Origin of the sequence: Streptomyces sp. NPDC102279 (assembly GCF_044766365.1) — a bacterium.
Taxonomy (GTDB): domain Bacteria; phylum Actinomycetota; class Actinomycetes; order Streptomycetales; family Streptomycetaceae; genus Streptomyces.
In genome coordinates this window covers 1-22842 of sequence record NZ_JBIWLU010000003.1, presented here as the reverse complement: position 1 = coordinate 22842, position 22842 = coordinate 1, and the positions used below count along the sequence as shown (strand labels likewise).

Sequence of the window (22842 nt, the reverse complement as noted above, 5' to 3'; positions counted from 1 at the left end):
ACGGACTGCTGACCGGCGGCCGGCTCGCGGGGGACTCCTGCGACCGGCCGTTTCGGCGGGAGGACCGGGGCGCGCGGGATGCATGTGGAATACAGGCATCCTGTGCGGGCGTTGAATCACCCCATGACTTCTCTTCGCAAGCTCGGCTCCTCCGACCTCGAGGTCTTCCCGCTCTCGCTGGGCGGCAACGTCTTCGGCTGGACGGCGGACGAGACCCGGTCCTTCGCCGTCCTCGACGCCTACGCGGCCGCCGGCGGCAACTTCCTCGACACGGCCGACTCGTACTCGTCGTGGGTCGACGGCAACGAGGGCGGCGAGTCCGAGTCGATCATCGGCACGTGGCTGAAGGCCCGCGGCAACCGTGCGGACTTCGTCGTCGCCACCAAGGTCAGCCAGCACCCGGCCTTCCCGGGGCTCTCCGGCGCCAACATCAAGGCCGCCGCCGACGCGTCGCTGCGCCGCCTGGGCACGGACCACATCGACCTCTACTACACCCACTTCGACAAGACCGAGGTGCCGGTCGACGAGATCATCGGCGCCCTCGACGAGCTGGTGACGGCCGGCAAGGTGCGGCACATCGCCGCGTCCAACATCTCCCCGGAGCGGCTCCAGGAGTCCCTGGAGTTCTCCGACCGCGAGGGCCTCGCCCGCTACGTCGCGCTCCAGCCGCAGTACAACCTGGTCTCGCGCGACACCTACGAGGGCGCCCTGCGGGATGTCGCCTCCCGCGCCGGACTGGCCGCCGTCCCCTACTCCGCGCTCGCCGCCGGCTTCCTCACCGGCAAGTACCGTCCGGGCACGACCGTCGACTCGCCCCGTGCCGCGGGTGCGTCCAAGCACCTGGAGACGGAACGCGGACAGCGGGTCCTCACCGCGCTCGACGAGATCGCCGAGGCCCACAACGCGGCCGTTCCGACCGTCGCCCTCGCCTGGCTCGCCGCCCAGCCGACCGTCGCCGCGCCGATCGCCTCCGCCCGGACGGTGGAGCAGCTCCCGGCCCTGCTGGGTGTCGCGGACCTGTCGCTGACGGAGGCGGAACTGTCACGCCTGACCCAGGCGTCGGCGTGACCCGCGCGTGAACCGAACCCCGGCCCCCGTACCGGCGAGGTGCCGTCCCGCGGGGGGCGGGGGCTACGAACGGTAGGGGTTGTACGCCGGATACGGCACCGGCGGCGCGTACGGCTGGACCGGTGGGGCGGCGTACCCGTAGCCGTGCGCCGGCCAGGGGGGCGGCGCGGGTATCGGGGAGGTGGCGCGGGCCGCGTAGGCGAGGGAGGGGCGGGCGATCTCCCTGCGGCGCCACAGCTCGTGCAGCAGCTCGCGTTCCCGTACGACGAAGTCGGCGCCCGCGCGGCCCCGGCGCCCCCGGTGGCGCAGGAACGCCAGCGAGGTGGCGTAGGCCTCGTACTCGGCGACCGAGCGGGCCGCGGCCTTCCCCCAGTGATGGCCGGCGTACTCGCGGGCGAGCCGTCGGGCCCGCATCGAGCCGAGGACGTAGGGCTCGGCAGCGCCCAGCCAGCCCGCGGTGGTGTACGCGGGCAGTTCCGTGCGCACGATGCGCAGCTCGCGCTGCCGGGTCCAGACGACCAGCCAGGTCAGCAGCCCGAACGCCGGCACCATGAAGGCCGCGTAGACCGCGAAGAAGCCGTACTCCCCGAAGTCCGACGAGCTGTTCCACACCGAGTGCATGCCCATCGCGAGCAGCAGTCCGGCGAACGGGACCAGCACGCGGCGCACGTGCTGGCGCTCGGCGGACAGGGCCGCGACGCCGAAGCCGATGCCCGTCAGCACGGTGAACAGGGGATGCGCGAAGGGCGACATCACCACGCGGACGAAGAACGTCGCGGCGGTGACGGAGGACAGTCCGCTGCCCCCGCTGAGCCGGTCGGTGCCGAAGGCGGTGCCGAGATAGAGGATGTTCTCGGTGAAGGCGAAGCCGGTGGCGGTGACCCCGGCTATGACCACCCCGTCGACGATCCCGGTGAAGTCCCGTCTGCGGAACAGGAAGACCAGCAGGACGGCCGCCGCCTTCGCCGACTCCTCGACGACGGGGGCTATGACGGTCGCACCGAGGGTGTCGGCGCTGGAGGGATCCGCGGTCGCGGTCGCTATCCACCGCGTGGCGAAACTGTTGGCGACGATCGCTATGAGCGCGGCCGCGCAGGCGCCCCAGGCGAACGAGAAGACCAGGTTGCGCCAGGGGCCCGGCTCGACCCGGTCCAGCCACCGGAACGCGGCCATGAGCAGCGGCACCGGGAACACGGCGAGACCGAGACCGACCAGGAAGCCCTCGGTGCCCGTCTGTTCGCGGACGAGCGCGAGGATGACGAGACCGGACAGCGCCAGCAGGGTGATCAGCGCTCCGTACCGGACCCATCTGCGCTGCCACCAGTGCGGATGGCGCAGCGCATGCCCGGCGGGGACGCCGGGCTGCGGGGGGTACGGGGGACTGATGGCCACGGCATTGACCCTAACGAGGGAGGGCGCGGCTCGCGACGGTGGCCGGAGTCGTCCTGGTGTACGAGATCCCGCGGGTGCCGGAGGGCCGTGCGCGGGTCAGGCGCCCGGGGCGTGCTGGTCTCGGTGCTGTACGCGCCGGAAGAGGAGGTCGTTCACCACATGACCCTTGTCCAGTCCCTGTCCCTCGAAACGGGTCAGCGGCCGGAACTCCGGACGCGGCGCGAAACCGCCGTCCCGCAGCGTGTTCTCGAAGTCGGGGTGCGCGCTCAGGACTTCGAGCATCTGGTCGGCGTACGGTTCCCAGTCCGTCGCGCAGTGCACCAGGGCGCCCGGCTTGAGGCGGGTCGCGGCGAGGTCCAGGAACTCCGGCTGGATCAGCCGCCGCTTGTGGTGCCGCTTCTTGGGCCAGGGGTCGGGGAAGTAGACCCGCAGGCCGTTCAGGGACGCGGGCGGGAGCATCTCGCGGAGCAGGATGATCGCGTCGCCGTTCGCGACCCGGATGTTGGTCAGACCGCCGCGCTCCGCGAGGCTCAGCAGATTCCCCTGGCCGGGGGTGTGCACGTCGACGGCGAGGATTCCGGTCTTCTGGTCCTCGGCCGCCATCTGTGCGGTGGCCTCACCCATGCCGAAGCCGATCTCCAGCACGACGGGCAGGTCGGCCCCGAACAGCTCCGCCAGGTCGAGCGTGCGCTGTCCGTCGATGTCCAGTCCCCACGTGGGCCACAGGCGCTGCAGGGCCTCGCCCTGTCCGGTCGTCACCCGGCTCCGGCGCGGCTGGAAGCTCCGGATCCGCCGCTCGAAGTGGGAGCCGGCGGGGTCGGCCTGCGGGCCGCCGGGGAAGCGGGGCGCGCCCTTGGCGCGGTGGTGACGCGGCGAGCCGTCCTCGGCGGGGGCGGGCCGGGTCTCTTCGGAGGAGTCGAGGAAGTCAGACACAGTGCGGTCGATTTTACGGGGGGTCGCGGCGGGGGGTGACCGGACCGGACCGGGCCGCGGGAGGTGCGGCCTGCCGGAAGGCGCCCGATCAGCCGGCCGCGAGGGCAGCCAGGGCCCGGCGGGCGACCTCGCGGCCGATCGGGAGGGAGGCCGTGGCCGCGGGGGACGGCGCGTTCAGGACGTGCACCGTGCGCGGGCCCTCCTTGATCAGGAAGTCGTCGACCAGCGTGCCGTCCCGCAGGACGGCCTGGGCGCGGACGCCGGCCGCGGCGGGCAGCAGGTCGTCCGGGGTCACCGCGGGCAGCAGCCTGCGGACCGCCTGGGTGAACGCGGCCTTCGACACCGAACGCCGGAGCTCCCCCGCGCCGTACCGCCAGTGGCGGCGGGCTATCCGCCAGGAACCCGGCCAGGACAGCGTCGCGCCCAGCTCACGGGGGCGGACGACGCTCCATCCGTATCCCTCGCGGGCGAGGGCGGGCACCGCGTTCGGGCCGATGTGGACGCTGCCGTCGATGCCCCGGGTGAGATGGACGCCGAGGAAGGGGAAGGCGGGGTCGGGCACCGGATACACCAGGCCGCGCACCAGCTCCGGCCGCGCCAGGGTGAAGTACTCGCCGCGGAAGGGCACGATCCGCATCCCCGGGTCGTCGCCCGTCAGGCGGGCCGTCTCGTCGCAGTGCAGTCCCGCGCAGTTCACCAGAACCCGACCGCGGACGATCGTGCCGTCGGCCGTGCGGACGGCGGCGCCGAGGTCGGGGCGCCGGTCGATCCGTACGACGTCCGCGCCGTACCGGATGTCCGCGCCGGAGGCCTCCGCGAGCTGCCGGGCCACCGCCACGTAGTCGCAGACGCCGGTGGTGCCGACGTGGATCGCGGCGAGGCCGCGCACCTCGGGCTCGGCCTCGGCGATCTGGGCGGGACCCAGCTCCCGGACCGGAATGCCGTTCTCCCTGCCGCGCTGGACCAGGGCGTGCAGCCGGGGCAGCTCGGCCTTCTCCGTCGCGACGATCAGCTTGCCGGTGACGGCGTGCGGGATGTCGTACTCCGCGCAGAACTTGATCATCTCGGCGGCGCCCCGCACCGCGTACCGCGCTTTCAGGGAGCCCGAGCGGTAGTAGACACCGCTGTGGATCACGCCGCTGTTGCGGCCGGTCTGGTGCCGGGCGGGGCCCTGCTCCTTCTCCAGCACCGTCACCCGGGTGCCCGGCGCCGCGCGCGTGACGGCATAGGCCGTCGACAGGCCGACGATTCCGCCGCCGATCACCAGCACATCGCAGTCGTACGCGCTCCGCACCTGCACCACCTCCCGGCTTCGATAGTGCACTGCGCCACTGACAATGCCCTCAAACCCGAGATTCACGCCCCGCCGCGTCTCGCCCGGTCGAAGGGGCGGCGGCAGCGGGACGCGGTGCCGCCCTACGCCGGAGCCATCAGCAGCGGTCGCGCCCGCTCCCGCAGCTCCACCACACGCGGCTCGTCGCCGTACGGCTCCAGGCGGTGCAGCAGATCCTTCACGTACTCGGTGGTGCGCGCGGACGAGATGCGTCCCGCGACCTCCACCGCCCGTACGCCCTGCTCGCACGCCGCGTCGAGATTGCCCGACTCCAGTTCGGCGACCGCCGACACGACCAGGCGCAGCCCGTGCGACCGGACGAACTCCTCCGTCGGCTGCGACAGCGCCTGCTCCGTGAAGCGGCGCACCTGACGGGGCGCCTTCAGGTCGCGGTAGCACTCGGCGGCGTCGGCCGCGAAGCGGTCGTACGAGTAGAAGCCGAGCCAGGACGGGTCGTGGTCGCCGTCACGGGCGCGCTCGAGCCAGCCCTCGGCCGCCTTCAGGGCCGTGCCGGCCGCCTGGGCGTCACTCGCGCGGGCGTGGGCACGTGCCTCGACGAGCCGGAAGAAGCTCATCGTGCGGGCGGTGGCGAGGCCCCGGTTGCGCTCCACGGCGGCCTGGGCGAGGTCGACGCCCTCGTCGCCGAAGCCCCGATAGGTCGCCTGGAGGGACATGGAGGCCAGCACGTAGCCCCCGAGGGGGACGTCCGCGGCGGCCCGCGCCAGGCGCAGGGCCTGGATGTAGTAGCGCTGCGCCGCCTCCTGTTGCCCCGTGTCGAAGGCCATCCAGCCCGCGAGACGGGTGAGTTCGGCGGACGCGCCGAACAGGGCCCGGCCCACCTCGTCGGAGTAGGAGCCGAGCAGCAGCGGCGCCGCCTCGACCCGCAGACACTCGGGCACCATGGACGAACGCCAGTCGCCGCCCCCGTACTTGGAGTCCCAGCGCCTGGCGTCCTCGGCTGCCTCACGCAGCTTCAGCACATCGCTGTGGCCGACTTTCAGCGGTGCTCCGGAGTCCTCACCGGGGCTCACGTCGCGCGCCACCGAACTGTCGGCCGGGGTTATCAGCCACCGCGACGCGGGGGTCGCATAGGCGCTCACGGCGAAGGAACCGGCCAACGACTGCCAGATGCCTCCGCCGCCGGCCCGGCGCCCGGCGAGGTCGAGGCGGTACAGCTCGGTCGCCGACCGCACCGCCTGCCCGACGTCACGGGGGAAGGCGAGACCCACCTCCGGCGCCGGATCGGCGTCGGCCAGGCCGATCTCGTGCAGCGGCACCGGACGGCCGAGTTTCTGGCCGATGGCGGCCGCGATGAGGTGCGGCGCGGCGCCTTGCGGCACCATGCCTTTCGACACCCAGCGCGCCACCGACGTCTTGTCGTAGCGAAGCGTCAACCCGCGTTGGGCGCCAAGATCGTTGACGCGACGCGCGAGTCCTGCATTGCTGATTCCCGCGAGGGCGAGAACGGCGCCGAGTTTTTCGTTCGGCCCGCGTTGCTCCCTGGACATGCGCCACCCCTCGACACAGACGGCTGCCGCACTGGCATAACCACGCGGCATTCGTAAACCCAGCGTAGTTCGCCCGATCCCCAGCGTTAAGGGGCGTAGGTCCGGTTGGCGGGATTGTGGTCCGTACGACTGTACGGACGGTCGCGGCGTGCTCCTGGTGTGTGGCCGTGCGCCTGTGCGTGCGCTCTTCTCCGGCCACCGGGGGAGCGCTTCCATGGATCGTGCGTGGGTCGGCCCGCTGTACTGGATCCAGTGGGCTGGGGGACACCGCCGCCTACATCCCCGCGGGCGGCGGACCGGTCCGGGAGGCGAACTCCGCCTCCCGGACTGTGCGTTGCCGAAGCGGTGCGCAGGGCCTGTACGGAGCGTGTCCGAACGTGTCCATCCAGCGCCGATTTGGCCGAAAATCGACGGTCACTTCTGCGAGTGATCAGCCCTCCCACCACCACAGTTGAGGGCGCGAAGGGCGTCTTGGGGGAGCGTATCGGGGGCGCATTCACGTCGACCCTCCGGGGGTGGGGTGACGTGCGACGGGCGGACGTGGCGGTGTCCGTGAGGCCGGCCGGGGTGGCCGCCGTCTCGGCGGCCGTGGCGCCGGAATCCGAACGGCCGCAAGCGGTCGGACTCCGGACAAGTTCGTTGTTGCTGCCGGTCGTTCGGCGGTACGTGGCGGTCCGGCCATACGGTGCCCGTGAAGTCCCTCTCGGAGAGGGGTATTTGTCGGAAGTGCGGCACCCCGTGGCGGCGCGGGCGGCCGCACGGGGGCGCACTTCGGGGAGCGCAAGCCGCCGCAGGGGCCCTCCCGCACGCTTCCTTCGTGGCAGCATGGTGCCGAGTTCGTACGTGCACTGGTTGTCCACAGCCTGTGGAGGCGGCGATGCGATGGTTGGTGGGGTGGAGCAGCACCGTCGCCAGAGCGCCTGTGATCGGCTCGGCGGGCGCCACCGGGAACGACGGCGAGACCGTGCATCCGGTGGGATCCCAACTCCTGTGGGGCGACCCCGATCCGCTGTGGGCCGTCGGCGACTGGCGGCCCGACGAGGTGCGCGTCGTGAAGGCCGACCCGGAGAACCGCATCGCCGTCCTCGGAACCTGCGGTGCCTCCGACGAAGAACTGCGGGTCGGGCTGTTCGCCGCGCGCGGCGGGGCACTCCGCCACCTCACCAACTGGTCCGGCAGCTACACGGCGGTCGTCCAGGTCGGCCGCCGGGTCACCGTCTGCGGTGATCTCGCCGGAGCCCGGCCCGTGTTCTACACCCCCTGGGCGGGTGGCACGGCATACGCGACCGCCGCGCTCCCCCTCGCCGACCTCATCGAGGCCAACCTCGACTTCGGACACCTCGCCGCCCTGCTCGCCGCCCCCGACGTACCGGCGGCCGTGCACGACTCCACCCCCTACGAGGGAGTGCGGCGCATCCCGCCCGGGCACACCCTCATCCTGCGCGCCGGGGCACGCGAGATCGCCGGCTACGAACCCGTCGCCTCCCTCGCCGTCGCCGCGCCCACCGTCGACCCCGCCCGCGCCGTCGACGCCGTACGGGACGCCCTCGTGGACGCCGTACGCACCCGGCTCTCCGCACCCCGCCATGTGCCCGGCACCGACGTGGACCCCGGGCCCGTCCCCGGCATGGGCCCGGCCGAACGGCGTGCCGCGCGCGGGATGCCGGTTCCGGGAATCGGCGCCGACCTCTCCGGAGGGCCCGCCTCGGGGACCCTCGCCCTGCTCGCCGCCGGACTTCCCGGAGCGCCCGGTACGGTCCTCGGGCACGGCACCGGCGCCGGTGAGCGGCTGCTCGCCGTGACCTTCAACGACCTCGCCGTCCCCGGGCGGGAGGCCGAACTGGAGCGGGCCGGGGCGCTCGCAGCGAACCCGCGGCTGCACCACGTGGTCGTCGCCGGAGGCGAGGAGACGCTGCCCTACGCCGACCTGGACGGCCCCCTGACCGACGAGCCCGCGCCGTCCCTGGTGACGGCGGCACGGCACCGCGCACGGCTCGCCTCGGGCAGCGCGGACCACTTCACCGGCTACGGCGCCCGACAGGTCCTCGACGCACATCCCGCGCGGCTCGCCGACCTCCTGATGGACCGCAAGCGGCGCCATCTGGTGCGGCCCGTCGCCGCGTTGACCAAGGCCGACGGCTCGGTGATGGTCCCCGCGCGCGTGTACGGCGCGGCCCGCAAGCTCGCCCGGACGCCGTACCGCACCGGGGTCGACGCCCTCGCCGACCGCCTCCTGCACCGGCGGTTCGACGAGCCCGGCGGGGCGGTGGGCGCCTCGCTCGCCGCCCTGAGCTGGGCCAGACCCGGGCCCGCCGCGCGATGGCTGACCGGTGAGGCACTGGCCGAAGTATCGGTTCGCCTGCAGGGCGGCGGGGGACGCCTGAACGTCGGCCCCGGACAGCGGCCCGGTGACTTCCGCGCGCGGGCCGCGCTCGCCCGCCACGCGGCGGACGTACGCGTCCTGGAGCAGGCCGCCGAGATCCGCTTCCAGCGGCTGCACACGCCGTTCCTCGACAACCAGGTCGTCCGGGCCTGCCGTGACCTGCCGGAGGCGCTGCGGGTACAGCCCGGTGCGCGGGCGGCGATCCTGCGCACGGTGCTGGAAGGGGCCGGGGTGGCGGATCTTCCCCCCGGATGGGGCGCGCCGTCCCACGCCTCCGCCGCCGCGGCGGCGCGCACGGGGCTGCGGGTCGCCGCCGACTCCCTGGTCGCCCTCTTCGACACCCCGCTGCTCGCGCAGGCCGGGCTGGTCGAGGCCCGCGTCATCCGCAAGGCGCTGCGCGCCGCCGCGGAGGGTTCGCCGCTGCCGCTCGACGGGCTGGCCGATCTGGTGGCCCTCGAACTGTGGCTGCGACGGCTGCTGGCGCGACGCGGCACCTGCTGGACGGGTACACCGGCACGACAACGCGCCGTTCCGGCGGGGATCGTGCCGCAGGGGCGGGCGTTGGGGGCGGGTGCCGGGGCGGTCGTCCAGCGACGCTGAGCCGGAGGTGCGGTTCGCCGCACCGGTTTTCGGGGTGCGGTCCGATGGTGGGGCGAGGGGCGACTGCGGGCGGACGAGGGCCGAGCGCCCAGCCCTTCGGGCGCGAGGGTGCCGGCTTCCTTTCGGCGGGGAGAAATTCAGCCCCTCCGGCGTTTGAGGAGCGGGGGCCGGGGCGGAGCCCCAGGGGTGGGAAGGGCAGGGGCGGAGGGGCGAAAGACGTCGGGCCTGGCCGGCTCCGGCGGGCTCGCCGGGGGGAAGCCGTGACCTGGAGGTGGGGGGACGGTGAGAATGGGGGCGTGCGGTACAGGATTCTGGGGGTCACCCAGGTGGAGGACGACCGGGGGGCCCTGGTCACCGTCGGCGGCCCCCGGGTCCGCGCGCTGCTCACAGCCCTGGCCCGCCACCCCTCCCGAACAACGAGCCCGGACACCCTGATCGACGAGGTGTGGGGCGACGACCCGCCGCAGGACGCCCCGGCCGCGCTCCAGGCACTGGTCGGCCGCCTCCGCAGAGCCATCGGGAAGGACACGGTCACCTCGGAGCCCGGCGGCTACCGCCTGCGCGCCACCCGCGACGACGTGGACCTGTACGTGTTCGAGCGGCTCGTGACGGAGGGCAGGACCGCGCTCGACCACGGTGACGCAGCCACCGCGGGCACCCGCCTCCGCGAAGCCCTCGCCCTGTGGCGCGGTCCCGCCCTCGCCGACCTCCCCGACCGTACGGCGGCGACCCGTCCCGAGGCTCTGCGGCTGGAGGCGACCCGCAGCCGGGTCGAGGCGGACCTTCGGCTGGGCCGCGCCGCGGAGGTCGTACCGGAGCTGAAGGGACTGGCGGCGGACCATCCGTACGACGAGGCGCTGTGCGTCCTGCTCATCCGCGCTCTGAGCGAGGCGGGCCGCGGGGCGGACGCCCTGGCCGCGTACGAGGAGGTGCGCCGCGCGCTGACGGAGGGACTCGGTACGGATCCCGGGCCGGAACTCCGCTCCCTGCACGCGGCGTTGCTGGAGCAGGGGGATGCCCCGGGGCGGCGGGGCGCGCGGCCCGGCTCGGACGGCGCCCTGGCGTCCGGCGCCGTTCCCGGGCTCGGTTCCGCGGACCCGTCCCGTGCTCAGCGGACCGGCAACATCCGTCCCCGGCTGAACTCGTTCGTGGGGCGGGAACCCGAGATCGGGGCGATCCGTTCGGATGTGCAGAGGGCCCGCCTGGTCACACTGACCGGACCTGGCGGTTCGGGAAAGACCCGCCTCGCCGAGGAGGCCGCCGCCGGGCTTTCGCAGGCGTGGCTGGTCGAGCTGGCCCCGCTCGACCGGCCCGAGGCGGTCCCGGGCGCGGTCGTCAGCGCCCTCGGTCTGCGCGAAACCGTGCTGATCACCAACGAGATGACGACGGCGCAGGCCGACCCGGTCGCCCTGCTCGTCGAGTACTGCGCCCCGCGCAGCCAGCTCCTGGTCCTTGACAACTGCGAGCACGTCATCGGAGCGGCGGCCGAACTCGCCGAGACACTCCTGACCCGCTGCCCCGGGCTCACGATCCTCGCCACGAGTCGTGAACCTCTGGGAGTCCCTGGCGAGTTGGTGCGTCCCGTCGAGCCCCTCCTGCCCGACTCCGCGCGCCGCCTCTTCATGGAGCGGGCCTCGGTCGTCCGTCCCGACGCCGCGGCCGCGCTCCCCGACCTGGCGGCCGTGGACGAGATCTGCCGACGGCTCGACGGCCTGCCCCTGGCCATCGAGCTGGCCGCCGCGCGGCTGCGGCTGCTCACCCCCCGGCAGATCGCCGACCGGCTCGACGACCGCTTCCGCCTGCTCACCTCCGGAAGCCGCACCGTGCTGCCCCGCCAGCAGACCCTGCGCGCTGTCGTCGACTGGTCCTGGGACCTGCTCGACGAGCAGGAGCGGACCGTGCTGCGCGAGGCCTCGGTGTTCGCCGGCGGCTGGGACCTGGCGGCCGCGGAAGCCGTGTGCACCGGTCCCGCCGCCGACCTCGTCGGCGCGCTCGTCGACAAGTCCCTCGTCGTGGCCATGCCCCACGACACGGAGGACCGTGGCCGTGACGGCGGTCAGGGACATGGGGCAGCCGGCCGCGCCGGGGCCGACGGGGGAGACGTCGGGCCGGGCATGGGCGCCGCGCAGCGCGGTGACGATGGTGCGGGCGGCTCCGGGGCCGGCATGCGGTATCGCCTGCTGGAGACCATCCACGAGTACGCCGGTGAGCGTGCCGCCGAGGTTCCCGAGCTGCGTGCCGCCGCCGAGCGGCGGCATCGTGACTGGGTGCGCTCTCTCGTGGAGGAGGCCGAGCCGCAGCTGCGCTCGGGTGCCCAACTCCCCTGGGTGCGACGCCTGGAGGCCGAGCTCGACAACATCAGGGCGGCGCTCCATCGCTCGCTCGTCGCCGCCGACGAGGAGGAGGCCGCGGCGCTGGTCCTCGCCATGGGCTGGTTCTGGTGGCTGCGCAACTTCCGGAACGAGGGAATGGAGTGGATGGACCTCGTCCTGAGGCTCGGCGCCTGGCTCGACACCGCCGCCGGGGGCCACGCTCCCGTGAACCCCCGCGACGGCCTTCTGTCCGGGCTGGAGGGTGTGGATCCCGTCGCCTTCTTCCTCGACGACCCCGAGGGCGACGAACGGCACCCGTTGCACCGCCAGCGGATGCGGCTGCGCATGTTCCATCTGTTCATGAAGGTGGACGTCGTCCCGCTGGACGAGTGGGGGGACAGGAGGACCCGGGAGTACGTGGAGCGGGTGCGGGCCGTCTTCGAGAAGGGCGGTCCGGACGCGGCGTGCATGCCGGGGATCATCTGGCCGCTGGCCGCGTTCTTCCTCGGCACCGCGGAGGACATGCGATCCGCGATGGACGCGACCGTCGCCAACTGCCGTGAGTACGGCGGCGAATGGGAGATCGGCGTCGCGCTGATGTTCCGTACGCATGTCGTCGTCGACGCCCCGGGCGGGATGGCAGGGGTGGACGACGACCTGGCGGAGCTGCGCGTGCTCAGCCGACGGGTCGGCGACCGCTGGATGCGCGCCCAGGTGTGCAGCGCGGCCGGTGAGGCGGCGATGGCGCGCAGCCGCTTCGACGAGGCACGCGGGGAGTACGCGGAGGCGTTGCGGCTGGCCTTCGAGGTGGGGGCGTACGCGGAGACACCGTTCCTGCTGGCCCGGCTCGGCGAGGTCGCCTATCGCTCGGGCGATCAGGCCAAGGCCCTGTCCCTGCTCGACGAGGCGAGTGCCGCCGCCGACCGGTACGGCGTCATGGATTCCCGGGCGTTCGTCAACCTGCTGCGCGCCCAGATCGCCCTCGACGACGGTCGGACCGGGACCGCCCGCGAGCTGTGGACGATGGCGCGGGAGGACAGTTCCCGTGGCACCCCGCCGCCGCAGTTCATGGCAGCGCTGAACTGGTCCGACGCGATGATCGCAGCCGTGGAGTCCGGTCCCGCGCACGGTCTTCGGAAGCTGCGCGCGGCCGTGCGGGAGGCGGTGGACGAGCGGTGCGCCGACGTGGTGGTCGCCGGTCTCGTCGAGGCCGCGGCGGCCTTCCTCGGCCGGTTGGGTGCCCACCCGGCCGCGACCCGGCTGATGGCCGCGGGCACCCGCTGGCGCGGGGGGCTTCCGCGAGCCGACCGTGAGCGCGCGGAGGCCGAGCGCACCGAAGCAGCGGCGCTGGCCGCCCTCGGCCCCGACCAGTACGCGTCCGAACACGCCGAGGGCTCCGGCTACACCGTGGCGGAGGCGCAGAGCGACCTGGCCGAGGCGCTCATGAAGTATCCCGACGAGTAGCCGGCACGGGACCGTCGGGACGGACGTGGCCGGCTCAAGTGTGGTGTGGCGCGGGCGCGTTCAGCTGGACGGGGCGTGGAGCGGTGCGGGCGCGTTCCGTCGTCCGAGCGGGTGCGGAGGCGTCACCGGCAGAGGAACTTCGACTCCGCCCAGTCGCCGAGCGCAGCCGATGCGAACGGGCTCTGGGGTTCGACGACGAGCCGGATCGTCCGGTGGCCGGTGAGGCTGACGTGGACGGGGACCGCCCGGTCGCCGCCCTCGATCACGGGCGACCGCCAGAGCGGGGATCCGTCGGCGTAGACGGCGAAGCGCATCCTGCCCAGGCCCAGCGTCAGGTCGTCGACGCCGACCATCGCGTCGTAGGCGGTGCAACTGCGGTTGAGGTCGATGGTGACGGATGACCTGCCGTGGACGGTCACACCGTGCGCGTAGTCGTTGTTCGCGATCGACACCCCGCTGCGCTGCCACACCCAACTGCTCTCGCCCAGCCGCATCTCGGGCTTCGTGTGGTCGCCGGCGACGCCGTACTCCAGCTCGCTCCACAGGTAGACGACCGGAGCGGGCGGCGGCGGTGGTGCCGGAGCCGGTGGCGGGGTGGGCGTCGGTGTCGGTGTGGGCTTCTGCGGGGCAGGGGTGGGCGTGGGCTTCGGGGCCGACGGCGGAGTGGGGGACGCCTTCGGCTCGGGAGTGGGCTTCGGCCGTGGTGAGGGCGGCGGGGTCGGTGTGGGCGTGGGTGCCTTCACGGCCGGCGGCGCGGGTGCGGGGGCCTTCTTGGGCGGCTTGGGGGAAGGAACGGGCGCTTCGACGGCGGGCGAGGCGGCCGGCCGGGCCTCGGGCCGCCTGGCCGCGGTGTCGTTGCCGACCAGGGCGAGCGCCACCGCCGCGGCGGCGACCGCGACGACACCCGCGGCGATCCCTGCCTTGACCGGGGCGCCGATCCCTTCGGAGGCCGCCGCGCCTCCGCCGGCGCCCGCTCCTCCCGAGCTGCCGCTCGCCGCGGCGGCCGCACCCGCCGCTCCGGCCGCACCCGTTCCCACGCCACCGGCGATCAGCGCCATGACCTTCGCGTACCCGGCCGCTCCGAACCAGCCGATGACCGCGACCGGGACGACCGCGGGGATACCGCTGGCGACTTCCTTGATCTGGCCCGCCGCGAGGCGGCACTTGACGCACTCCTCCAGGTGCTTGCGCAGACCCCGTTCCGCACGGGTGCGCAGACCGCCGCGGGCGTAGGCGCCGAGCCGGTCGGCGTAGCGCGCGCACTCCTCGTCCATCGTGAGCGTGGTGCTGACGTGGGCCTGGAGGTACGCCTGCTTGAGTCCCTCACGGGCGCGGCTGGCGAGGACGCGGGTGCCGTTGGCGTCCAGGCCGAAGAGCGTGGCGACCTCGCTGGGGGACTCGTCCTCGACCTCCGTGTGCCACAGCACGGCCTGCCAGCGCTCGGGCAGCGAGCGGAAGGCCTGCATGGCCATCGACTGCTCGGCCTCGTGCATGGCCCGTACGTCGGCGCCGAGGTCGAGGGTGTCGTCGTCGGAGACCTCCGAGCCGCGGGCGGCCTGGGCGGCGAACACCGCGAAGTCGTCGACGAGTTGCTCTCGCTTGGCGGACTTCGTCCAGTTCGCGGCGACCCGTCGCACGGTGGTGAGGAGATAGGCGCGGACGGCGTGCTCGGGACCGCTGCCGCCGCGCACGGCCTGGAGCATGCGGGCGAACACCTCGGCCGTGAGGTCGTCGGCGGTGTGCGCGTCGCGGCAGCAGGTGCGGGCGTACCGGCGGACGGCGTCGGAGTGCCGGCGGTACAGCTCCTCGTAGGCGGTGTCGTCGCCCGCGCGCATCCGCTCGATCAGACCGGCGTCGGGGGGCGGCAGATCCACCGGGGGCGGCAGCACGCCGGGGTCGCGCCGGTCGAACCGGTCGCGCTGCGGAGGGACGCTCGGGTCGGGCGCACCCGCCGCGGGAGGCCTGTTCCCGGAGGATGGGCCGTTGCCGGAAGCGGGGCCGGGGACGGACGCGGGTCCAGGGACGGATACCGGTCCGGTGCTGGACGAGAGTCCGGTCGTGGAGGCAGGCCCGGTGCCGGGTTCCGCAGTCGGCGCGGCGTCGGACGGCGGGCCGGGCGGAGGGATGTGGGCGGTGCCGCCACTGCGCGGGCCGCCCTGGCTCGGCACCTGGTGCGGGGGTGCGCCGTCGGATTCCGTGCCGCCGTCGGCGCCACCGTCACCGAGGGACTCGTCCCGCCCGTCAACGCTCATCGCGGAAAGCCCCCGCCTGCACACTCGGACCCGAATACCGGGACAGAGTGCCACACGCTCCTGAAGCGGGGCCTGTTCGTACGGACCAACCACTCGTCCGAGGGGATTTGCCGCTCGGCAGTACTAACCGTCACCCGTTCGGGGAATGGTCAACGGCCGCCTCGTCGACGGGAGTTGACGCCCTGTGCCGGAATGACCGTATGGGGTGGAAGCTCCCGGTACGCGCATGGAGTGCATGCGCGTACCGGTGGAGCGTCCGTGCGAGGCGTCCGTCCGTGCGGACGGCGTGGGTGCGCCGGGGCGAGCCCGGCGCGGGTCACGCCGGACGCGAACGGAGGCCCTCCAGCAGGATGTCCAGCAGCCGGGCCGAGGCCGCGGCCTGCTGCGCCGGGTCCGGCAGCGAGGGTGCCGCCGTCGCGATGACGAGCAGCACGTCCGCCACGGTGACGTCGGCGCGCAACTCGCCCGCCGCGCGCGCCCGGTCGACCAGCCGGCCGACCACCTCGAGCAGAGTGGCCGCGCCGGCGTCGTCCACCGTCGCGATCACTTCCTCCTCGGGAACGGGCCGCTGCTCGACGAGCCGCAGCTCGGGCGTGAGCTGGGACCGCTGCTGCGGCACCCGCGCCCCGTCCGTCTCCGGCCCGTCCTCGCCGACCCGCAGCACCTGCGGCGGCAGCAGCCGTCCGGCACCCGAGGCCACCGACGTCCGCAGGAAGCGCGACAGCGCCGACCACGGCTCTTCCTCCTGGCCGAGCGCGGTACGTGCCTGGTCGGTCAGCCGGGAGGTCTCCTCCTCGGCTATCCGGCGCACCAGGACGTCCTTGCTCGGGAAGCGCCGGTACACCGTGCCGACGCCGACCCGGGCGCGACGCGCGACGTCCTCCATCGGCGCGCCGTAACCCAGCTCGCCGAAGACCTCGCGCGCCGCGCGCAGTACGTGTTCAAGATTGCGCTGTGCGTCCACACGCAGCGGTGTCGTACGCGATCCGTCCATCGGACCGCGGCCGTTCCCGCCCGCCGCGCCGACCGCGCCACCGGGTGCGATGGCAGAAGCGGTAGACCAATGAGAGTCCTGAATGTGCATAAGCGTTCCCCCGGTAATGACGTCTCCCCCCGGAGACTCTCCCCGCCATTGATAGCCGGAGCGTGCGGAACAAGCTTGTGCGCGGGCCCTCGTGCGGACCCACCGAGCGCATCCCCCTACACCCCGTCGACATACGAACATAGTTGAGTGGGGGTCAATTCAGAAGGGGCAGGTTCCGCACGGAGCGCCCCCCGATCGGAGTACGGGCCGGGTACGTCCCGGTTGCGCCCCCTCCGAGTACCCCCCTCGCCCACCCTGACCTGGCCTTCTCCTGCGGACTCCGGCAAATCGGCCAACTCCGTACGTTGTCCGCGACCGGTCACACAAATTGCTGGGGCTGTGGACAAACTCCGGACGGGGGTGCGTCATGGGATGGTGAAGGAACGTGCGCGCATTCTCATTGTCGGCGGCGGCTACGTCGGGATGTACACCGCTCTGCGTCTCCAGCGGAAGTTGAAGGCCGAACTGAAACGGGGCGACGTAGAGATCGTCATCGTCTCCCCCGACCCATATATGACCTATCAGCCGTTCCTTCCGGAGGCCGCCGCGGGCTCCATCTCCCCGCGCCACGTGGTCGTTCCGCTGCGCCGGGTCCTCGACCAGTGCCGGATCGTCATCGGCGAGGCCCGGTCGATCGACCACGCCAAGCGCACCGCGACGCTCACCACCCTCGCCAGCGAGGAGGAGGGCGCGGGCGAGGAGCAGATCTCGTACGACGAACTCGTGCTGGCGCCCGGCTCGATCTCCCGCACCCTCCCGATCCCCGGCCTGGCCGAGTACGCCATCGGCTTCAAGACCGTCGAAGAGGCCATCGGACTGCGCAACCACGTCATCGAGCAGATGGACATCGCCTCCTCCACCCGCGACCCCGCGATCCGCGACGCCGCCCTGACCTTCGTCTTCGTGGGCGGCGGATACGCGGGCGTGGAGGCGCTCGGCGAGCTGGAGGACATGGCCCGCTACACCGCGCGGTACTACCACAACATCCAGCCCGAGGACATGAAGTGGATCCTCGTGGAGGCCTCGGCGCGCATCCTTCCCGAGGTCGGCGAGGAGATGGGCAGGTACACCGTCACCGAGCTGCGCCGCCGCAACATCGACGTACGCCTGGAGACCCGCCTCGACAGCTGCGCCGACCGGGTCGCCGTCCTCAGCGACGGTGCGCGCTTTCCGACCCGCACGGTCGTCTGGACGGCCGGGGTGAAACCGCACCCGATCCTCGCCGCGACCGACCTCCCGCTGAACGAGCGCGGCCGGCTCCTGTGCACTGCCCAGCTGGCCGTCGACGGCGCCCCGCACGCGTGGGCGGCGGGCGACGCGGCGGCCGTCCCCGACGTGACCGCGGAGCCCGGCAAGGAGACCGCGCCCAACGCCCAGCACGCCGTACGTCAGGCGAGGGTCCTCGGCGACAACCTCGCGCACACCCTGCGCGGCGAACCCCTGGACACGTACTCCCACAAGTACGTCGGCTCGGTCGCCTCCCTCGGCCTGCACAAGGGTGTCGCACATGTCTACGGACGCAAGCTGAAGGGCTATCCTGCCTGGTTCATGCACCGCGTCTACCACCTCAGCAGGGTGCCCACCTTCAACCGCAAGGCCCGTGTGCTCGCCGAATGGACCCTGGCGGGCCTCTTCAAGCGGGAGATCGTGTCCCTCGGCTCACTCGAACACCCCCGTGCGGAGTTCGAACTCGCGGCCGGTGGAAAGCCTCCTGCCGACCCGAAGGGGTCGTCCTGACCGGACGCAGGAACTCCACCGGCGGGGGCGGCGTCTGAAGGATGTCGGTCCGGTCGGTCAGACTGCCAGACTGCTCCACGACTTTGGGCGGGTGCACCGCTCGCTCTTCTAACACGAGGCCTTCCCCACTGTGAACTTCACGCGCTGGAGCGCCCGGCTCCCCGGAACGCAGCGCCGCGCCGCAGCGCGGACCGAGCACACGGCCGTCCCGGACCGGCGCGGGGAAGGCTCCGTGCCGGCGGCCCGGGCCGAGCAGCTCACCGACGACGCGCCGCCCGGACTCGCCGTCGACGAACTCCCGGTGCGCGAGGTCCTCGACCGCGTCCCCGCGCTCGTCGCCCTCGTGCACGGCCCCGACCACCGCCTCGCCTACGTCAACGACGCGTACACCGCCGCCTTCGGCGCCCGGCACGTCGCGGCGCCCGCGCGCGAGGCCCTGCCCGAACTGGACGAGCTGGGCCTGCTGCCGCTCCTCGACCAGGTCCTGCGCAGCGCCAAGTCCCGCACGGTCAAGTCCCGCAAGGTGTCGACCGGCCGCTCGTACACGTTCACCTGCACCCCCGTCGAAGGCTCCCCGGAGGGACACGGCGGCGGCGTACTGATCTTCGCGACCGACGTCACCGACCACGCCGAAGCCGCCGAGCGGCTGCGCGCCAGCGAGCGCGACCAGCGCGAGACCGCCGTCACCCTCCAGCGTTCCCTGCTCCCGCAGGAGCTGGAGGAACCCGACGACCTGCGCATCGCCGCCACCTACCTGCCCGGCGGCACGGAGGCGGCGGTCGGCGGCGACTGGTACGACGTCATCACCCTCGGCGGCGGCCGCACCGCGCTCGTCATCGGCGACGTCATGGGCCGCGGGGTCCGTGCCGCGGCGGTCATGGGCCAGCTCCGCACGGCGGTCCGCGCCTACGCGCGCCTGGACCTGCCACCGCACGAGGTCCTGCAGCTCCTGGACGGTCTCGCCACCGAGATCGACGCGAACCAGATCGCCACCTGCGTGTACGCGATCCACGACCCGAACGAGGGCCGGCTGGTGTACGCGTCCGCGGGCCACCTGCCCATCCTGGTCCGCAACGAGGACGGCACCACCCACCGTGCCGACGAGCCCACCGGCCCGCCGCTCGGCACCGGCGGCTGGCTGCACGCCTCCGGCTCGGTCCCCCTCGCCCCCGGCTCCACCGCCGTCCTCTACACGGACGGCCTGGTCGAGCGCCGCGACGAAGACCTCGACGAGGGCATCGCCTCCCTGGAGCGCGCCCTGGCCGGCGCCACGGGAACCCCCCAGGTCGTCTGCGACCGCCTGGTCCGCGCGGCAGGCGTCACCGCCGAGCACGACGACGACGTCGCCGTCCTCGTCCTCCAGCACCCGTCCCGCACCGGCCCCGAGGGCGAGCTCTTCCGCAACGCGGCCCTGGAACTGCTCGGCGGAGTGGAAGCCACCCCACGCGCGCGTGCCTTCGCCTCCGGCGTGCTCACCAGCTGGCGCTTCCCGGCCGAACTGCACGACCTCGGCGTGCTGGCCGCCAGCGAACTCGTCGCCAACTCACTCCAGCACGGCACCCCGCCCATGCGCCTGCGGCTCCGGCGCACCGATCGCCGCCTGATCATCGAGGTGACCGACGGCGACGACCACCTGCCGCGCCGCCGCCGCGCCGAACCCGCGGACGAGGCAGGCCGCGGCATCGCCATCGTCGCCACGATCGCCTCCAACTGGGGCTCCCGCCGCACACCGGGCGGTGGCAAGGCGGTGTGGTGCGAGTTCGCGCTCCCACGCCCGGCGAACTGATCGCACCGTCTTCCCCGCCTCGCCCTCGGGCCGGACCGGTCAGGCGCTCGCCCGCACCGGCTCCGCCGGAGCACCGCCCTGCGCGACCACGCGGCTCCTCGCGAGCCACGGCTGGTTCTGCACCGGGGTGAGCTGCCGCCCGAGCCGCACGGCGAGGAAGGTGATGCCGAGCGAGAACAGCAGGAACACCACGACGTACGGGCCGTGCAGCGAGGCTCCCATCGGACCGCCCACCGCCGGACCCACCGCCAGCGCGAGCTGCTTCACCAGCGCGAACGCGGAGTTGTACTGACCGGCCATGCCCGTCGGCGCCAGATCGGCGACCAGCGGCGCGACCGTCGGCGACAGCATCGCCTCACCGAGCCCGAAGAGCGCGTACGTCGAGACGAAGGCTGCGGTGGCCATGGTCTGGCTGCCGTGCCCGAGGCCCGCGTAACCGGCCGCCAGCCACGCGACCGCCCAGATCAGCCCGACCGCCGCGATCACACGGGACCGCTTGCGACGCTCCACGAACTTCAGCACCGCGAACTGTGCGACCACGATCATCGCCGTGTTCGCCGCCATCGCCGTACCGAGCGCGGACGTGGAGATCCCGGCCGCCTCGACACCGTAGGCCGAGAGCCCCGACTCGAACTGGCCGTAGCAGGCGAAGAACAGCACGAAGCCCAGCACGGACAGCTGCACCATGGCCCGGTTGCCGAGCAGCTGCTTCCAGCTGCCGCCCCTGCCCTGCGGCGCACCCTCGCCGATCCGCGGCGCGTGCGGCATCCGCACCGTCGCCACGATCACGGCGAGCAGCAGGAACATCGCCGCCTCGATCGCGAACAGCAGGGTGAACGAGCTCGCGCGGCTGGTGTCGACGATGTGGCCGCCGATCAGACCGCCGACCCCGAGACCGAGGTTCTGCAGGAAGAACTGCATCGCGAACGCACGCGACCTCGTGTCCGCCGTCGAGCAGTCCACGATCATCGTCGCCAGCGCCGGCTGCATCACGGCCTGACCGGCACCGAGCGCGGCAGCCGACAGCAGTACGGTCGTCGCGCTGCCCGCAAGCCCGAGGCTCAGCGCCCCGAGAGCGGCCGTGACGAGGGCGACGAGCAGGACCGGCAGCGGGCCGCGCCGGACGATCGCCCGCCCGGCGAACGGCAGCACGACGAGAGCGGCCACGGCGAAGACGGCGAGCACGATGCCCGCCGTCATGGAGCCGAGTCCCCGCACCTGCGCCACATAGACGTAGAGGAAGGGGACGGTAAAGCCGAGCCCGAACGCACTGAGTGCGTTGCCCACGTGGATCCGGCGCATCGCTGCGCCCATCGCCCTGGTCACTTTCACCTGCCTTGATCGAGAAGCCGCAGTGGCCCGCTCCAGTAAGGAAGCGCCTGGGAGACGCGTTCCTCCGCATGGATGCAGGCCTGAAGACTTCGAAGCTAAAGTTAGATGTTGAACTGTACACCTCGAAGGACTTCGACGCCAAGCGGTGCCGTGCCATACTCGGGCCATGGGCGACACCCCCGGCGTCAGCGAGCCGACACTCGAAGAACAGATCGCCGCGTATCAGCGCGAGTTCCAGGACCTGGACCCCCAGGTCGAGGAGATCGTCTCGGCGCTGTCCCGCCTGAACCGGCGGATGAACGTCGCCTACGGCCGGCAGACGGCGGCGCTCGGCATCAGCAACGCCGAGTGGGAGGTACTCAAGGCACTCGTGCTCGCCGGTGCTCCATACCGCCTGGGCCCGAGTGAGCTGGCCAAGCGGCTCGGTCTGACCCCCGCGGCCATGACCCACCGCATCGACCGCATGGTCGGCGAGGGTCTGGTCACCCGGGAGCGGGACGAGTCGAACCGGGTCCGCGTCATCGTCGAGCTGACGGACGAGGGCCGGGAGAAGTGGCTCGAAGCGATGCGGATGGCCACGGTCTTCGAGGAGGACCTGCTCCAGGACCTCTCCACCAAGGAGCGCGGCGTGCTGGGAGAGGTGCTGACCCGTCTTCTGCGCAGGGTGGAGGACGCCCAGCCGGACGCCGGCGGCCGGCTCAGCGACCTCGATTAAAGATCTTGACAGGGGAGGTTGACACTGCCTCCCCGGATCCGTAAGGTTCTTCGAGTTGCCACGGGGCCGGAACGGTTCTGCGGCAGCACATCCGCCGCGGATGCGGCACTCAAACCATCAGTACGATCTCCCACCGGGGTTCAATTCGGCGTGCCCGAATTGAATTCGATTTGGGCCTGGCAGCTCGATTAGGAACTGCCGGGAGGATCCGCTAAAGTTTGAGACGTCGGAACGGCCCAACAGCCGGGAGGACAAGCCCCGCTGACTGGGGGTCGGGCCCGAAAGGATCTGATAGAGTCGGACTCGCCGGAAAGGGAAACGCGAAAGCGAAAACCTGGAAAGCGCCGAGGAAATCGGATACGGAAACGGTCTGATAGAGTCGGAAACGCAAGACCGAAGGGAAGCGCCCGGAGGAAAGCCCGAGAGGGTGAGTACAAAGGAAGCGTCCGTTCCTTGAGAACTCAACAGCGTGCCAAAAATCAACGCCAGATTTGTTGATACCCCGTCTCCGGCCGATCGGTCGGGACGAGGTTCCTTTGAAAAAGTCCTGTCGGGCATTGTTCCGGCAGGCGCATCAGCGAGGACGCTGTGAACCGAAGGGATTATTCCTCCCTCCGGTTCCGCTCTCGTGGTGTCGCCCCGCGGTCTTTCATTAGACGTAGGTCGGGAAAACATTCACGGAGAGTTTGATCCTGGCTCAGGACGAACGCTGGCGGCGTGCTTAACACATGCAAGTCGAACGATGAAGCCTTTCGGGGTGGATTAGTGGCGAACGGGTGAGTAACACGTGGGCAATCTGCCCTTCACTCTGGGACAAGCCCTGGAAACGGGGTCTAATACCGGATAACACTCCTGCCTGCATGGGCGGGGGTTAAAAGCTCCGGCGGTGAAGGATGAGCCCGCGGCCTATCAGCTTGTTGGTGAGGTAGTGGCTCACCAAGGC

13 protein-coding genes and 1 rRNA gene are annotated in these 22842 nt (G+C 72.4%); 7 read left to right on the top strand and 7 right to left on the bottom strand.

All coding sequences use genetic code 11. The features are described 5' to 3' along the window. Nucleotides 1-123 precede the first annotated feature (123 nt). Entirely contained in the window at nt 124-1068 is a 945-nt protein-coding gene (locus ACIRQH_RS06860; RefSeq protein ID WP_358817855.1) for an aldo/keto reductase, read from the top strand. A gap of 63 nt (nt 1069-1131) precedes the next feature. Here the strand turns inward: ACIRQH_RS06860 and ACIRQH_RS06855 are convergent, their stop codons facing one another. The 4 genes from ACIRQH_RS06855 to ACIRQH_RS06840 form a co-directional block, all read right to left on the bottom strand. Next, the gene (locus tag ACIRQH_RS06855; RefSeq protein WP_404224587.1) at nt 1132-2460 is read right to left on the bottom strand and encodes a PrsW family intramembrane metalloprotease; all 1329 of its coding nucleotides are present in this window, start codon (nt 2458-2460) and stop codon (nt 1132-1134) included. Between the two features lie 96 nt (nt 2461-2556). Beyond that, nucleotides 2557-3393, bottom strand: coding sequence for a tRNA (guanosine(46)-N7)-methyltransferase TrmB (trmB, locus tag ACIRQH_RS06850; protein ID WP_388867837.1), 837 nt, complete (start codon nt 3391-3393; stop codon nt 2557-2559). An 88-nt stretch (nt 3394-3481) separates the two neighbouring features. Beyond that, nucleotides 3482-4717 (bottom strand): L-2-hydroxyglutarate oxidase, encoded by a 1236-nt coding sequence (lhgO, locus tag ACIRQH_RS06845; protein WP_388867833.1) that lies wholly within the window; start codon nt 4715-4717, stop codon nt 3482-3484. Nucleotides 4718-4809: 92 nt separating this feature from the next. After that, nucleotides 4810-6234 (bottom strand): MFS transporter, encoded by a 1425-nt coding sequence (locus ACIRQH_RS06840; protein WP_355883952.1) that lies wholly within the window; start codon nt 6232-6234, stop codon nt 4810-4812. Nucleotides 6235-7111: 877 nt separating this feature from the next. Between ACIRQH_RS06840 and ACIRQH_RS06835 the strand changes: the two genes are divergently transcribed. Together ACIRQH_RS06835 and ACIRQH_RS06830 are read left to right on the top strand one after the other, a co-directional pair. Beyond that, complete coding sequence (locus tag ACIRQH_RS06835) at nt 7112-9217, top strand: asparagine synthase-related protein (RefSeq protein WP_358817851.1); 2106 nt, start codon at nt 7112-7114, stop codon at nt 9215-9217. Nucleotides 9218-9513: 296 nt separating this feature from the next. Continuing rightward, nucleotides 9514-12993, top strand: a complete 3480-nt coding sequence (locus tag ACIRQH_RS06830) for a BTAD domain-containing putative transcriptional regulator (RefSeq protein WP_404224584.1) — start codon at nt 9514-9516, stop codon at nt 12991-12993. Nucleotides 12994-13115: 122 nt separating this feature from the next. Here the strand turns inward: ACIRQH_RS06830 and ACIRQH_RS06825 are convergent, their stop codons facing one another. Further along, a complete protein-coding gene (locus tag ACIRQH_RS06825) occupies nt 13116-15245 on the bottom strand; it encodes a sigma-70 family RNA polymerase sigma factor (protein WP_404224582.1) in 2130 nt (709 codons plus the stop codon). 316 nt (nt 15246-15561) lie between these two features. Beyond that, nucleotides 15562-16329: a TetR/AcrR family transcriptional regulator gene (locus ACIRQH_RS06820; RefSeq protein ID WP_388867821.1), complete on the bottom strand. Its 768-nt coding sequence runs from the start codon at nt 16327-16329 to the stop codon at nt 15562-15564. Nucleotides 16330-16701: 372 nt separating this feature from the next. On the opposite strand from ACIRQH_RS06820, the gene ACIRQH_RS06815 reads away from it, so the two are divergent. Further along, nucleotides 16702-18066 (top strand): NAD(P)/FAD-dependent oxidoreductase, encoded by a 1365-nt coding sequence (locus tag ACIRQH_RS06815; RefSeq protein ID WP_404224580.1) that lies wholly within the window; start codon nt 16702-16704, stop codon nt 18064-18066. Between the two features lie 130 nt (nt 18067-18196). Next, a complete protein-coding gene (locus ACIRQH_RS06810) occupies nt 18197-19852 on the top strand; it encodes a SpoIIE family protein phosphatase (RefSeq protein WP_358817846.1) in 1656 nt (551 codons plus the stop codon). A 39-nt stretch (nt 19853-19891) separates the two neighbouring features. Here the strand turns inward: ACIRQH_RS06810 and ACIRQH_RS06805 are convergent, their stop codons facing one another. Beyond that, on the bottom strand, nt 19892-21166 hold the full coding sequence (locus ACIRQH_RS06805) for an MFS transporter (RefSeq protein ID WP_358817940.1): 1275 nt from the start codon (nt 21164-21166) through the stop codon (nt 19892-19894). 184 nt (nt 21167-21350) lie between these two features. Between ACIRQH_RS06805 and ACIRQH_RS06800 the strand changes: the two genes are divergently transcribed. Then, entirely contained in the window at nt 21351-21899 is a 549-nt protein-coding gene (locus tag ACIRQH_RS06800; protein WP_081218170.1) for a MarR family winged helix-turn-helix transcriptional regulator, read from the top strand. A gap of 674 nt (nt 21900-22573) precedes the next feature. Beyond that, a 16S ribosomal RNA gene (locus tag ACIRQH_RS06795) occupies nt 22574-22842 on the top strand; the annotation flags it as partial.